General features: G+C 60.2%; 14 protein-coding genes. 2 read left to right on the top strand and 12 right to left on the bottom strand.

Features of this window, described 5'->3' with window-relative positions:
* Window positions 1–105: 105 nt before the first annotated feature.
* Both ACZK2G_RS20935 and ACZK2G_RS20930 read right to left on the bottom strand, forming a co-directional pair.
* The gene (locus ACZK2G_RS20935; RefSeq protein ID WP_008264806.1) at window positions 106–756 is read right to left on the bottom strand and encodes a hypothetical protein; all 651 of its coding nucleotides are present in this window, start codon (window positions 754–756) and stop codon (window positions 106–108) included.
* Between the two features lie 19 nt (window positions 757–775).
* On the bottom strand, window positions 776–1,426 hold the full coding sequence (locus ACZK2G_RS20930) for a HupE/UreJ family protein (RefSeq protein WP_223224807.1): 651 nt from the start codon (window positions 1,424–1,426) through the stop codon (window positions 776–778).
* A gap of 379 nt (window positions 1,427–1,805) precedes the next feature.
* Between ACZK2G_RS20930 and ACZK2G_RS20925 the strand changes: the two genes are divergently transcribed.
* Window positions 1,806–2,129 carry a hypothetical protein gene (locus ACZK2G_RS20925; RefSeq protein WP_008264507.1) on the top strand — a complete coding sequence of 108 codons (324 nt, stop codon included), beginning with the start codon at window positions 1,806–1,808 and terminating at the stop codon, window positions 2,127–2,129.
* Window positions 2,130–2,240: 111 nt separating this feature from the next.
* Here ACZK2G_RS20925 and ACZK2G_RS20920 read toward each other — a convergent pair whose 3' ends face one another.
* The 10 genes from ACZK2G_RS20920 to ACZK2G_RS20875 all read right to left on the bottom strand — a co-directional run bounded on the left by ACZK2G_RS20920 (window position 2,241) and on the right by ACZK2G_RS20875 (window position 12,848).
* Entirely contained in the window at window positions 2,241–3,575 is a 1,335-nt protein-coding gene (locus ACZK2G_RS20920; protein WP_008267238.1) for an MFS transporter, read from the bottom strand.
* 97 nt (window positions 3,576–3,672) lie between these two features.
* On the bottom strand, window positions 3,673–6,918 hold the full coding sequence (locus ACZK2G_RS20915; RefSeq protein ID WP_008266162.1) for a CusA/CzcA family heavy metal efflux RND transporter: 3,246 nt from the start codon (window positions 6,916–6,918) through the stop codon (window positions 3,673–3,675).
* Window positions 6,918–8,087 carry an efflux RND transporter periplasmic adaptor subunit gene (locus ACZK2G_RS20910; RefSeq protein ID WP_032961315.1) on the bottom strand — a complete coding sequence of 390 codons (1,170 nt, stop codon included), beginning with the start codon at window positions 8,085–8,087 and terminating at the stop codon, window positions 6,918–6,920. The genes ACZK2G_RS20915 and ACZK2G_RS20910 overlap by 1 nt, the downstream gene beginning before the upstream one ends.
* Entirely contained in the window at window positions 8,088–9,311 is a 1,224-nt protein-coding gene (locus ACZK2G_RS20905) for a TolC family protein (protein ID WP_008266451.1), read from the bottom strand. It lies immediately after the preceding gene.
* An 87-nt stretch (window positions 9,312–9,398) separates the two neighbouring features.
* Window positions 9,399–9,962, bottom strand: a complete 564-nt coding sequence (locus ACZK2G_RS20900) for an RNA polymerase sigma factor (RefSeq protein WP_049400889.1) — start codon at window positions 9,960–9,962, stop codon at window positions 9,399–9,401.
* 14 nt (window positions 9,963–9,976) lie between these two features.
* Window positions 9,977–10,405 carry a periplasmic heavy metal sensor gene (locus ACZK2G_RS20895; protein WP_087786541.1) on the bottom strand — a complete coding sequence of 143 codons (429 nt, stop codon included), beginning with the start codon at window positions 10,403–10,405 and terminating at the stop codon, window positions 9,977–9,979.
* A 17-nt stretch (window positions 10,406–10,422) separates the two neighbouring features.
* Window positions 10,423–10,710, bottom strand: a complete 288-nt coding sequence (locus ACZK2G_RS20890; RefSeq protein WP_133308083.1) for a CnrY/NccY family anti-sigma factor — start codon at window positions 10,708–10,710, stop codon at window positions 10,423–10,425.
* 203 nt (window positions 10,711–10,913) lie between these two features.
* A complete protein-coding gene (locus ACZK2G_RS20885) occupies window positions 10,914–11,360 on the bottom strand; it encodes a cyclin-dependent kinase inhibitor 3 family protein (protein WP_226053690.1) in 447 nt (148 codons plus the stop codon).
* 187 nt (window positions 11,361–11,547) lie between these two features.
* Window positions 11,548–12,003 (bottom strand): NIF family HAD-type phosphatase, encoded by a 456-nt coding sequence (locus ACZK2G_RS20880; RefSeq protein WP_032961321.1) that lies wholly within the window; start codon window positions 12,001–12,003, stop codon window positions 11,548–11,550.
* 68 nt (window positions 12,004–12,071) lie between these two features.
* Window positions 12,072–12,848 (bottom strand): hypothetical protein, encoded by a 777-nt coding sequence (locus ACZK2G_RS20875; protein ID WP_125899104.1) that lies wholly within the window; start codon window positions 12,846–12,848, stop codon window positions 12,072–12,074.
* 120 nt (window positions 12,849–12,968) lie between these two features.
* Between ACZK2G_RS20875 and ACZK2G_RS20870 the strand changes: the two genes are divergently transcribed.
* Window positions 12,969–13,238 carry a helix-turn-helix domain-containing protein gene (locus ACZK2G_RS20870; RefSeq protein ID WP_075075810.1) on the top strand — a complete coding sequence of 90 codons (270 nt, stop codon included), beginning with the start codon at window positions 12,969–12,971 and terminating at the stop codon, window positions 13,236–13,238.
* The last annotated feature ends 153 nt before the right edge of the window (window positions 13,239–13,391 follow it).

Genomic DNA, 13,391 nt, shown 5'->3' with positions numbered 1-13,391 from the left:
CTGGGGTTGTCGAGGGGCCGAAACTGGGCGCAGCCCATCGGAAATACCCCACATAGGGCGGTGGCCGGGCCTTAAGCGCACCCGGCCACCGCTCACCGCTGCGGTTTACATCTTCTTGATCAACTCGTACTCCCCTCCGGTGCGGAGCAGAAGCGTTACGGGCTCCTCGCCCCTGTTGCGCCAGAACCATCCGTGGTTGCCATCGAAGGCAGCCAGGAGCACCCCCTGCTTGGTGGCTTCCCCTCGACCCTTCTCATAGCTGATCGCTCGACCGCCGCCGTCTCCGTGGGTGTCGAAGTTCACGACGCCGCCTTCAACAGACCACTGGTAGCTGGCGCGCTCGCCCGCCTTCATGACGAGCTTGATCTCGGTGCCCTGGCCCGGCGTCAGGACAACCTGTTCTTCGTCCCGCCATTCGGCAGCGGTGGCCGCATTACTCGCGGCAGGCTTCTGAGCAACTTCAACGGTCTTACGGTTCTGCGTGGACACCTGCGTCAGCAGGGCGGCTGCCTCGTCTTCGGCGGCCTTTGCGTCCATCGCAGCGTCAGCTGCCGCTTCCTCGGCAAGCTGTTCCTTGATCTCCCCCATTTCCTTCAGACCAAGTACCCGACCAACACCAGTGGGATCGATTCCGTACTCAGATGGCATCACCACTCCAACCAGGAGGATGATGGCGATGCCGGCGGCAATTGCGGTGGTGCGTCCCAGCTGGCGGCTGGTGGGAAGGTCGCCTTCGGCGGGCTTACTGTTGTACATGATGTAGTTCTCTTGAAAGTCAGGAAACGAAGTAGCCAGTGAGCTGCATGCCGATCAGAATGAATCCGGCGCAGAGCATGGCGGCATTGGCGGTGTAGGCGTGCTTGAAGAAGCTGGGCGTGCGGCGCCAGTAGCCCATTGCGATCAGAATCGCGCCAAGCGAGAGGATCTGGCCGATCTCCACGCCGACGTTGAACGCAAGCAGGTTGGGCAACAGACCATCGGGTGAGATGTCGTACTCGATGATCTTGGTTGACAGACCAAAGCCGTGGAACAGGCCGAAGATCAACGTCGCAACCTTTGTGTTTGGCTGGAAGCCGAACCAACGCTGGTAGGCGCCCAGATTGTCCAAGGCCTTGTAGACCACAGACAGACCAATGATTGCGTCGATCAGGTAGCTGTTGATGCCCACGTTGAACAGCACACCCAGCAGCATCGTTGTGGAGTGCCCGATCGCGAACAGCGTCACATACAGCGCGACATGCTTCATCCGGTACAGGAAGAACACCACGCCCAGGAGGAACAGGATGTGGTCATAGCCGGTGGCCATGTGTTTCGCGCCCAGATAGGCGAATGCGATCAGATTTACTCCAGATATTTCCTGGATGTAGCCCTTGTCGCCTTCGGCGATCGCGTGAGCCAACGCCCCGTCAGCTGTGAGTAGCAGCATGAACAGGGAAAGCAGTGCGAGTAGAGTTCGCGGCCAGTGCGACAGTAGTGGGGGTTGGAGAAGGACGCGCGAGAGCGTCCCGGATTCAGAACTGGGGATCATGATGAGGATCTACGAATGCGGTCAGCGGACCTCCGCCAAAGCTATCCGCTACGACACTGGGAACCGGCGCAACGTGCTACGAGTGCGCAGAAGGCGCGCACGGCACGTCACACGGATCACTGCGCGTAAGCGGGGTCCGGGCGGGGAACGAATGAATAATTTCTTGCAGCGACGAACGTCCAGTAAGGATTGACTGGACGGGCGCTGCCAAGCCTCTGCTCAGTGCGAGCACGATGCCTGGGTCTCAGGCGATAGGAGGCCTGAACAGGGATGAGCGATGATGCTGAAGCTCTGCCGCTGGCTGGTGCCAGGGATGGATATCGCTCAGATCAACTCGAGCGGGTCCAGCAAGGCTGGCCAAGATGCCTACAGAAGCCGTCAGATCGGCCTGGTGCAACAGGCTGTGCAATCCAACCGCGTGTTCAAGATCACGGTCTGCGGCATCACTCACCCCAACATGGGGGTGACCATGTTCCACCGCAGCCTGCACGATGTGCTGCAAGCCGTGCAGCTCACCCAGATGATTCAGGACGGGTCGCACGAGCAGACTCGCCACCAGCATCATGAAGATGCAGCTGCGCAACAGCACGCTGGTTGGTAGACGAAGGGATCGCACGGGCAAAGACTAGAGGCTTGTTCTGGCAAAGTCGATATGACAACGTCGGGCGCGAGCGGTGAAAATGCCCTCTCGCGCCCCTTGTTCAAGTTTCCGTCATCCAGGCCAACGAGGGTGCACGTCGTCGATGACATACCGATGTGAATGCTTGCCGTTGGAAGAGGCGTGTTCCGCCCAGTGGGGATGGTCCGCAGCCAGATCGTCGTGACCGTGGGAAATCTCGTCCGGGTCATGGGCGGGCCAGATTCTCCAGGCGAACACGAATCCGGCGATGCCGACTACTGCCAGTGCCATGATCGCCACTGGCATTCCAAACTTCGCACCCACGGTTCCCGCCAGAGGGTAGGCAATCAGCCAACACACGTGGGAGAGAGAGAACTGCGCTGCGAACAGGAATGGCAGATCGGTGGATTCCGCTGATCGTCGCAGCAATCTGCCGCCAGGAGTCACCAGCCCCGCATAGCTCATCCCCAACAATGCCCAGCCGGCGAGCACGATGGGCCAACCTATGGAGGAGGGCGAGAGCAGCCAGGTAAGACTGAGGGTCACAAGTACAATGCACATTGCAAGGGCTGCGGAGAGCATCACACGCCTGTCAGCCACCCGATCGAGAACCTTGGGGAGGACAAGCGCCGTCAGCATCGAACCGCCACCGAAAGCTGCCAGCGCCCATGCCACCTGTGACTCTGCTCCGCCGAGAACGTTGCGCACCACGACGACAGTGTTCACGAACACCATGGCGCCGCCGGCGGCCGCACACAGATTAAGGGCAAGCAACCCTTTCAGCCTGGGCGTCTTCAGGTAGATCCGCATTCCTCGAATCGCGCGGGCGTAGGGACCGTCCTTTCTCAGGGAAGGAGCAACGAAGGGGAATGCAGTTGAGAACACCAGCATGGCGGATATCACGAAGCCTACGGACGTACCAGCGAACAGGCCGTGGAAGCTGATCAGCGTCAGCAGAGCAGCGGCCAACGCGGGACTCAGCAGGCTCTCCAGGTCATAGGCCAGGCGCGACAGGGACAGTGCTCGGGTGTAGTCGCGTTCCTCCTTCAGGATTTCCGGGATCGTCGACTGGAACAGAGGGGTGAAGCACGCCGAGGCCGACTGCAGCAAGGCAATGAGCAGGTACACCTGCCAGATCTGGTTGACGAACGGCAGACAAAGCGCCGCGCCCGCCCGCACCAGGTCGAGGGCAATAAGCACCGGTTTGCGTAGATTTGCCGGGACGATCGCTCCGGACAGAGGGGCCAACAGCACGTAGACAATCATCTTGATTGCCAGAGCCGTACCTAGCACAGCGCCCGCCTCAGCCCCCGCCAGGTCATAGGCCAAAAGAGAGAGCGCCACGGTAGCCAAGCCCGTGCCGATCAGCGCGATAACCTGCGCAGCGAACAGGTTCCTGAATGTTGGAAAGCGTAGGACCTCGATCATGGCTCACCTCTAGATGGAACAGTGGAAAGCGCCGCTGCCCTGCGGATCGTAATCCGATCCGTAGGGCAGGACGTGAAGCCGTGGAAGGGGCTTGTGCTCAATCGACTTCGGGTACCGGCAGGGGGTCTTCAATGCCCGCGGCCTTCCTGCGCGCAGTTCTTCGGAGTACCAGCCCGCACAGCGCAGGCAGCACGAACAGCGTCAGTACGGTTGCCGTGGCAAGACCCCCGATAACCACTGTAGCCAGTGGCTTCTGCACTTCGGCGCCCGTACCCGTTGCAATCGCCATCGGGACGAAGCCCAGGGAGGCAACCAGCGCGGTCATAAGAACCGGTCTGACGCGCTCCATTGCACCCAGTTCGACCGCCTCATCTGGCGGAAGCCCCTCGTGCAGGCGTTTCTTGATCGCGGAGATCAGAACCAGGCCGTTGAGCACCGCGACACCAGATACCGCGATGAAGCCCACAGCGGCTGAGATCGAGAAGGGGATTCCTCTCAACGCCAATGCGAAGAATCCACCGGCCAGAGCAAGTGGCACTGCAGTCAGTACCGTACCTGTCAGCAAACCGTTGCCAATCGCCATGTAGAGGACGGCCGCAATGAGGATGAAGCAGAGAGGCACAATGATCGCCAGTCGCTTCGTTGCTGCCTGCAGATTTTGGAACTGCCCGCCCCATTCGATCCAGGAACCGGTGGGCAACTGCACCTGCTGGCCAATAGCCGCCTTGGCGTCGTCAACGAAGCTACCCAGGTCACGCCCGACCACATTCGCTTCCACATAGATTCGACGTTTGCCATTGTCGCGGCTGACTTCGTTCAGACCCTGCGTGAAGCGGAAGCTGACCAATTCACGAAGCGGAACAGACTGACGGCCTTCCTGACTGCCTGGCGGCAGCATGACCGGAACGGCTCCCAGTACATCGAGATCGCTGCGGTCCACACGGGGCAGACGAACCACTACGTCGAAGCGCCGATCACCTTCGAAGATCTGGCCCGCCATGCGACCTGCCAGCGCAGCAGACACTGTGTCGGCCACTTCCTTGACGGTCAGTCCGTAACGGGCGATCGCGGCCCGGTCGAATGCCATGTCAAAGGTCGGGAAGCCTCCCGTTTGCGCCACACGGACATCCGATGCGCCCGGAATCTTCTTGAGGACGCTCGCAATCTTGTCAGCGCTGCCGGCAAGCGCCGTCAGGTCTTCGCCATAGATCTTGACTGCAACGTCGCTACGAACGCCGCCGATCAGCTCATTGAAGCGCATCTCGATGGGCTGGGTGGCGTCATAGTTGTTACCAACAAGAAAGGCTGTCTTCTCTCGAATCCTCTCGATCACCTGCTCTTTGGTCTTCACTCCATCCGGCCATTGGTCCTTGGGCTTGAGGATCACGTAGTTGTCGGACGCGTTGGGCGGCATGGGATCTGCGGCCAGGCTTGCGGTACCGGCCTTGGAGTACACCGTCTGTACCTCCGGCAACGTCATCAGTGCCTTCTCAAGAGGAAGGTCGATGGCGACGGACTGCTCGATCGATGTGGACGGGATGCGAACGGAGGACAGGTTGAGATTCTGCTCATCCAATGTGGGCATGAACTCCCGACCCACAAAGCCAAAGGCCACAACGCCGGCCACCAGGACGCCAAGACCACCGGCCAGGTAGGGCATGGGTTGGCGGATTGCGCTGCGAAGCATCGGCTGATAGCGGCTCTTGGTGGCAGCGACTACCCGTACTTCTTTCTCGGAAATGTGGCCCTTGAGCATGACCGCCACCATCGCCGGAACGAAAGTGAGGGAGAGCACGAATGCAGAGGCCAGCGCCAGCATCAGGGTAATTACCATCGGGGAGAACATCTTTCCCTCGACGCCCTGGAAGGTCAGGCATGGCACGAAGACCAGGAAGATGACCGCCTGCCCATACACGGTCGGGCGGACCATCTCCTTGGACGAGGCGATCGTTTCATGCAGCCGCTCCGATAGATTGAGTGGGCGCCCAAGTGCATGCTGTCGCTCTGCCAAACGGCGCAGCGCGTTCTCGACGATGATGACCGCGCCGTCGATGATCAGGCCAAAGTCGAGCGCACCCAGACTCATCAGGTTGCCAGAGATCCCGAGCTTGTTCATGCCGATCGCGGTGATCAGCAGGGACAACGGAATCACCAATGCAGCAATGACAGCAGCTCGCCAGTTTCCGAGCAATGCAAATAGGATGACCACGACTAGAAGAGCGCCTTCGGCCAGGTTCTTGGCGACGGTCTTGATCGTTGCGACAACCAGCTGGGATCGGTCCAGCGTGGGAACAATCCTCACGCCCGGCGGCATGGTCTTGCCGATCTCCTGCAGCTTGTCACCCACTGCGGCCGCCACAGTTCGGCTGTTGGCGCCAACCAGCATGAGTGCGCTGCCAACGACGGTCTCGTAGCCATTGCGGCTGGCGGCACCGCGGCGGAGCTCACCGTCAACGACCACACGTGCGACGTCTCCCACTGTTACGGGAACTCCGTTGCGATTGCCCACAACGGCACGGGCAATCTCGTCCACGGAGCGGATGCGGGCGTCTGCGCGCACCAGATAGGACTCGCCCGACCTCTGGATGTAGTCTGCTCCGACCGACAGGTTGGCATCCTGCAACGCGTCGGCTAGGTCGGTATAGGAGAACCCGTACTCTGCGAGCTTGCTCGCATTGGGCTCAACGACATACTCCTTGACGTAGCCGCCGAGGCTGTCGACGTCTGCTACGCCCGGCGTCGTGCGCAGCTGAGGCCGCACAATCCAGTCCTGGACTGTGCGCAAGTAGGCCAGACGTGCCATGTTGTCCGTCAGCCGTTCCCCCTGATCAGTCAGGAACGAACCGTCGCTTTGCCAGCCAGGCTTACCATCATTTCGCGGGGCATCTTTGCCATCTGGGTGGGTGAATTCAACGCTGTAGTGGAATACTTCGCCCAACCCGGTCGAAACCGGGCCCATCAGCGGTTCGGCACCCTCCGGCAACTGGGGCCGAGCCTGAGTCAGTCGCTCGGTGACCTGTTGGCGCATGAAGTAGAGGTCTGCGCTCTCATCGAAGATCACCGTGACCTGGCTGAAGCCGTTGCGCGAGAACGACCGGGTGTTCGCGACGCCCCGAAGTCCTGCCATCGCGGTCTCGATCGGGTAGGTAACGCGCTTCTCGACCTCCACTGGACTCAGCGTCGGGATGACGGTGTTGATCTGGACCTGCTTGTTCGTGATATCCGGAGTCACGTCGATCGGTAGCAGGTTCAGTTGCCACCCGCCGATCACCGCAATCACCAGTGTGATGAACAGAACCAGCCAGCGGTGCCGTACGGCACCCGTAAGTACTTGCTCGATCATTACTCGTCTCCGCCCGACTTTTTCATCTCGGCCTTCACCAGAAACGCATTACGGGTAGCAACCGGGGTTCCCGCAGTGACGCCAGAAAGGATCTGCGCCATACCACCGCTACGGAGGCCAATGAAGACCGGCTGTGCAGTGAACCCCTTACTGGTTCTGACGAAGAGGACGTCTTTTCCGTCGATGTTCTGGACCGCCTCTTCCGAGACAGACAGCCCCTCACCCGATCCGGAAGCGGTGACCAGCCGGACCTGCACACCGTCACCCACAACCAATCCGTTCGCCTCTGCGCTCGGGGTGATTACGACTGTGGCAGCCCTTGTCAGCCCACCTACGGCGGCAGCAACTGAACGGACCTTGCCTGAGGTGACGCTTCCGTCGGAGCGGGTAATGGACGCGCTGTCGCCGGCCTTGATCCGACCGGTGTCACCCGCACGAACGGAGGCCTGAATCTCCACGCCATTGGAACCTGTGACCCTATAGAGGGAGGCCTGCGGCTCGACGAAAGCGCCCAGAGTCACTTGCGAGCTGCTGATGGTTCCATCGATAGGGCTGATGACGTTGACGCTACCTCCTCCATCCACATTGGCGGTGCGTGCCACCAGGGCAGCGCGTTGTGCTTCTGCTTGCGCTGTGAGATAAGCGGCGCGACTCGCCTCGGCCTCTTGTCGTGCCAACACGCCCTGTGCGAGCAACGACTCATCGCGCTTGACGTTCTTTTCGGCGAGGGAGAGGCTGGCGCTGGCCACACGAAGGTCAGCCGCAATACGGGCCCCATCAGGGCTGGCTACGCGTGCCAGCACTTCGCCCTTCTTCACCTTGTCGCCCACCTGCCGGATGACATCGGTGACGTTACCGGCCGCACGTGCCACCACGACGGCCTCACCACCGGGGATTGCCACGACCGAACCCGATGCGGTGATGTTCGCCGCTACCTGAGCGGAAGTGACGGGCTCCACCGAGATCCCCGCAGCGGCAACATACTCCTTGGGAATCGCGACTTCCTGAGCCGCCTCCGCCGGCGCACTGGCGCTGGCTTCGTCTTTCGCGGGGTCGACCACCGTCTCTGAAGGGGCGGATAAGCGTGCAATGCCAAATCCTGCGCCAAGCGCCAAGGTAGCCACGCCGATCATCGTCAGGGTGTTAACAGCCGGAATACTTCTCTTCATCTACATGTCTCCAAAGGCAATCTGACCGCTGGCCACGGCGAGCGATGCGTAGGCGGCAACGCGTGCGAGTCGTGCATCCACCACGCTCAGCCTCGCGTCCGTCAGCGTGCGACGGCTAAGCAGCAGCTCAACCAGTGGGGTTCTACCGGCCTCGTATCCCAAGCGCGCCATTCGGTAGGCTTCCGTGGCTGCTTCCTCTCCCTTGGAGGCAGCGATCAGTCCTCGCTTGGCGGCGTCAACACGCGCAAGCGCAGTCGCACGGTCCGCCTGGCTCTGGAGGCGTGCGGCATCCAATCGAGCACGGGCGGCGTCGCTCCGTGCTCGAGCCGCGCTGATCCCGCCACTGTTCCGGTCAAACAATGGGATGCTCAGAGACACGCCGACGACCAATGCGTCCCCACCGGCGGCGAAGTTGCGACGGCCTGCGGTGAGGTTCAGGTCCGGTGCCCGCTTGAAGCGTTCAGTGCGCAGAACCGCATCGCTCGCGTCGACGTCTGCCTTCGCAGACAGGACAGATGCCGAATCGACGTTCGCAATTGCGGGCGCAACCCACTCGCGCACCAGGAGTGACTCGGACGTGCCTGAGTAGGGTTCCGCTCTTCCCGCCAGTACTGACAGTTGCTCGAGAGCTGCAGCCGCCTCTGCCTCTCTTGAGGCGGCAATCGCTTCTGCTGAGCTCAAGCCTGCCTGGGCTTGTGCTACGCGCAGGCTGGCCTCCTTTCCTGCGTCAACCAGCGCCTGAGCTGCCTTCAGGTCGCCTCTGGCGCGATCAACATCTTCGGCAGCAATGTCGCGCCGTATCAGCCCAGCTTCGGAAGACGCGTAGGCAACAGCCAAGGCTGCGGCGAATTCGACTTGCGCCTGGTGCTGGCGAGCTTCGGCCGCCTGCAGCCCTTTCTCTCCCGCCTGGATTCGAGCCCCACGTTGGCCAAAGATCTCGAGTGGCTGGCTGATGGTGTAGGTCGTCTGCCGCTGGCTCGCGCCATTGCTGGGGGGAGCGTTGAGATTCTCTGCGAGGGCATCAATGGTGGGGTTACGTAGCGCTCGCGCTTGGCGGGCTTCGCCCGCAGCGGCAGCTGTGTCGAACCCCTTTTCCTGAAGGAAGGGGGATTGGGCCCTGCTCTGCTCGAGCAACGCGCTGAAGTTCGGGGCGTCCGAGGCATAGGCCGCAGAGATACTGGTCAGGGCCAGCATCACCGTCAGGGCAAGCAATGATGGTTTCATGAGGATCCGGTGCAGTGGGGCCGCAATCTCGGCCGTCTTTCTGCACTACGCGGCCTGCGCGGCCTTCCCCTCGAATCCGGCGAAAATTTATTTCCCGCGGCTCAGTGCATCTGTCAGTTTGGCCCGCGCTCTCAGGACGCGACCCTCTATCGTTTTGAGACTGATACCCAGGGCGGAAGCTGCTTCAACCTGGGAAAGGCCGACGAAGGCAGTCAGAACCAGAGCTTCACGCAGGCTCGGGTCGATCGTGTTGAGAACCCTTCTTACTTCTGCGAGCTCAAGCTGAGAACCGGCAACCTGCTCTGGCCCGGCCTGCTCGGAATGCAGGGCGCGTCCTTCCTCATCATCCAAAGGCTTGGCCCGAAACAGGAAGTGGCGGACGCGTCGAAACCGTTGCGTATCACGAACCTTGTTGATTCCAATACGCATCAGCCAAGGAAGTACCGAGCGCGTCGGATCGTACTCTGACAGGCCTCGCCAAGCGGCAACGAATGTCTCCTGCACGACATCATCGACGTCGGTTTCGGGCAGACCCATGCCTCGAACCATCTGCTTGATTGCTGGCGAGTGACGGCGGACCAGGCGAGCGAAGGCCTCAGCATCACCCGCCGCAGCTTCAACTGCCCAGTTGTTGTCGTCCTCGATGGTCACAACGTTTGTGGGGCTCAGGGAGAGTCGGTGCGAAGTGCTTCAAGGAGTGCCTTGTCGTAGGCCGGCCGGTGCTCGGGTTTCAAGCCCTCGCGCATCTCGAACACATGCTCGAGCGTGATGCGCTGGAGATCGCCCGCAGCCCGCTCCACCTCACGACTTGCACGTTCCACCTGGGGGTTCCATTTGGGGTCAGCCGCGATGGCGTCCGCCAGCTGGCGGTTGGCAATCCGCAGGCGCGCTTCGATCTCACCTCGCCTTGTTGCGAACAGCTGTTCCTTGGCCTGGAGGATCTGCTTCTCCGAGTCGTCCAGAGGCACCACGGCGTGAAGGCGTTCATGGAGATCGCTGTGCCCAGGATTGAGCGAGTGCCAGATCCAGCCGATAGCCAGCGCGCACACTACGCCAATGATGGCGCCAGCGATTGTTGCCAGCGGCAGCCTCATGAGGGGTCCGATTGCCATCAGCGTTCCACCAGTAGAGCGTATGGGGACATGGAAGCTGGGGCCGCGACCCATGTCGGGCGCGAGGGTGCCTGGGTGACAAAGAAGGCGGAGCCTACTCCTCCGCAGGTAAGCACCGCCGCGAGCGCCGCGCATGCGAGTGCCCGGCGGAACTCTCGCTTACCGGCCCATTGCGAAGGGGAAGCTTCCTGGGACAGGCGTCGGACCAGGCTATCGGTGGCCCGATCATGGCCGTCTGGCCTTGTAGCTGCCGAGGCTCTGGACAGCCAATCGTCTAGATCATTCATGTGGAGATCTCCTCATCCTTCCCTACTTATACGCCTGCCGTGGGGAGATCCCCTCAAACCTCTGATTGCTGACCTCCCCGCGGGTTCTCAGATTCACCGATGAGCACCGGGGCGAAGCTGATCCGGCACTGGGAGGTTCACAGGTCTGGACGTGATTAGTGCCGTGTCAAGAGTTCAGAACGGATGCTTCAGCGCACACGGTTCTAGAGCATCCGAGAAGCCCAGTGAAGAAGGAAGCGCTCTTGCTCCGCCGTTTCCACGGCTCCGGGACGAGCACTCCGAACTCTGGCCATAGCTTCTTCAGCGCTTAGGCATGATCTGCTCTCGAGCAGTAGCATCGAAGCCACGGTGCCCGCTCTGCCAAGCCCTCCTTTGCAATGAACGACTACTTTGTCACCGCGGAGCAAATCGTCAGTGAGGACGGGGCCTAGTCGTGTCCACTCGTCCAAGAACTGAGGATCCGGCGCTTCTCCATCACGAATCGGAAGACCATGCCAGTGCAGGCCATGAGCGCGCGCGCGTTCGGGTAGCGACCCTATCCCGAGATCGTCGAACTCCCACGGTTCAATCAAGGAAAGCAGATGGCGACATCCCCAAGCTGAGACGGACGCTAGATCGAGCTCGAGATCTCTACACCACGAGCCCGTCATTGCAACTTTCTGATGCTTACCGGGGGCAAAGGTAACGCCTATGGTTCCTCCGTTGGCACCGACGGAAAGTCCCGCAATCTGCAACGGATGAGACAAGCTAGTTCTGTGCACAGAATCCTCGAGTATTGGGGGCTGGCGGTGTCTCACTGCGGCGTCCGAAGATTGCATCCACGGCACACTCCATCCACTAAGGCCGCGCCTTGGGCTTTGTGCTGCCTGGATTGAGGCGCTCCTCAAGACGCTGGATCACCAGCTGCAGCCCCTCGTCTCCATCAGAATATGGTGCAGCGAAGAGAGGGGCTTCAATCCAGAGGAAGTGTTGGCCGGGATGCACGTAGGCCCCGTGATCATCCAGCAACAGTGCCTCGCCAAGTTCTGCCGAAACGAATCGAAGGTCCTTCGTCGGACCGTCCCATTCGATGTATGGGAGATGTTGAGACCATTCGGGAGCGCGTCCCTCCAGCACCAAGAGGGATGTAATCTCTGCAACAACCTTTTGGGGTACAGAGGTGAACATGACGATCCGATTGAAGGTGCTGCTGGCATAGTTTAGGAACTCCATCAGGCCGGGTCGGGGTATTTGACTGACGGCATTGGAGATAAGTGTTCCCTCAAGGTCCAGTGCAAGAATGATTGGACGCATCTATCAAGTCTCGTGATTCTTGGTTCAGCTGAGCCAGGGAAGTGGGTAATCGAGGGCCTCTGTTTTGACTAGATTTCGCCCAAGGATGGAGCTGCAAGCCAGTAGTCATCGCCTATCTTCAGTATGCTTTCCAGCGCTACATCGATCATCAGTGGTCGTCGCCAACCTGTGTCAGGAAGGAAGCAATAGTCGGTTCTTCGAAGTTCACCCGCGGCCGCCTTTACTACCAGCCAGCGCGTCCTCCTTCGCATCTCTCGGGAAAGCACTTCTAGTGCGGCGTCCTCGTTGCCACCGCTACTAAGGAACTGGCTCGCTGCTCCCCTTACAGATGACCAGAGCACGTATCGTTTCCGCCCCAGGCTCAGACGAGTCCACTCCTCATCCTGACTTCTCAGGATTTCATCTACGCGGTGCACTCCGATACGGTGACGGCGCAGCAATGATGTGAGATAGGCGCTTGCCTCTCGATCCGCTAGCTGGCGCCAGATCCAAAGTCTTGCGTGTTTATCAAGCGTCGGGCGCCAAGCATCAAGCATCCCCTTGAGCGCTGCATCAAGGTCATCAGGAAGAATCAGGTCATCGACGTAGGACCAACTGACCGGTTCGTAGAGAGAGCGCTTAACGGCTCCGTTGCCTGAACTGGAACCGGTCACAACACCTGCGCTTTTTAGGAATTGCAGGAGTTGCTGGGCGACAGCAGGGTCTGAGGAAACGGGCGCGCTAACGGAAGTGGAGCGTTCAAGCGCACACCAGGCGCAGGTGTAGAAAGGACCAAGCGATACGACAAGTGAGTCGAGCTCGGGCCACGAAGGAAGGAGGGTCTGTTGGCTACGGCCATAGATCACTCGATCCCCGGCAAATTAACCAGTCCGGATGCTACCAAGGCGGCACGATGTCGTCTACATGATTTTCATGTATGCCGTGCCCCGGTCATAGATTTCCATCCGCTCCTTGAGGCGGACCGGATGGCTACGAAGACGATCTATCAGAACCCGTACCTCCGTTTGGTCGGAAAGCTTCGGGAGCATCGGGAGATCTTGGGCATCAGTCAGACTCAGCTTGCTGCCCATCTGGGGTGGCCCCAACAGCGCATTTCTTCAATAGAGTCTGGATCACGTCGTCTAGACGTTCTCGAATTCTGCCAAATGGCATCTGCGCTGGGTGTCTCTCCAGCTGAGGTGTCTGATCTGATCTGCAAGGCTCTAAAGGCAGTGCGAGTCTCGAGGATCAATTGACAAGGCTCACATAAGTCGAAAGTCTTATTTCAAGCATAAGTAATTGATTTATATGCTTTAAATAAGTTTTCCGTTGTTATTTAGTCCTTCAGCAGTAAATAATCCCGGGTAGTGCCGGCCGCTGGCCGGCAGTCCCACGAACCGAAGGCGGCG

This window comes from Stenotrophomonas sp. 107298_Sma (assembly GCF_056480345.1).
This window is presented reverse-complemented; position numbering and strand designations above follow the sequence as displayed.

Coding starts and splice junctions, on each gene's coding strand:
- ACZK2G_RS20910 (WP_032961315.1), bottom strand. CDS start 8,087: ATGAAGAGAAGTATTCCGGCTGTTAACACCCTGACGATGATCGGCGTG.
- ACZK2G_RS20930 (WP_223224807.1), bottom strand. CDS start 1,426: ATGCTGCTACTCACAGCTGACGGGGCGTTGGCTCACGCGATCGCCGAA.
- ACZK2G_RS20905 (WP_008266451.1), bottom strand. CDS start 9,311: ATGAAACCATCATTGCTTGCCCTGACGGTGATGCTGGCCCTGACCAGT.
- ACZK2G_RS20935 (WP_008264806.1), bottom strand. CDS start 756: ATGTACAACAGTAAGCCCGCCGAAGGCGACCTTCCCACCAGCCGCCAG.
- ACZK2G_RS20870 (WP_075075810.1), top strand. CDS start 12,969: ATGGCTACGAAGACGATCTATCAGAACCCGTACCTCCGTTTGGTCGGA.
- ACZK2G_RS20895 (WP_087786541.1), bottom strand. CDS start 10,405: ATGAGGCTGCCGCTGGCAACAATCGCTGGCGCCATCATTGGCGTAGTG.
- ACZK2G_RS20880 (WP_032961321.1), bottom strand. CDS start 12,003: ATGCGTCCAATCATTCTTGCACTGGACCTTGAGGGAACACTTATCTCC.
- ACZK2G_RS20925 (WP_008264507.1), top strand. CDS start 1,806: ATGATGCTGAAGCTCTGCCGCTGGCTGGTGCCAGGGATGGATATCGCT.
- ACZK2G_RS20915 (WP_008266162.1), bottom strand. CDS start 6,918: ATGATCGAGCAAGTACTTACGGGTGCCGTACGGCACCGCTGGCTGGTT.
- ACZK2G_RS20885 (WP_226053690.1), bottom strand. CDS start 11,360: ATGACGGGCTCGTGGTGTAGAGATCTCGAGCTCGATCTAGCGTCCGTC.
- ACZK2G_RS20890 (WP_133308083.1), bottom strand. CDS start 10,710: ATGAATGATCTAGACGATTGGCTGTCCAGAGCCTCGGCAGCTACAAGG.
- ACZK2G_RS20920 (WP_008267238.1), bottom strand. CDS start 3,575: ATGATCGAGGTCCTACGCTTTCCAACATTCAGGAACCTGTTCGCTGCG.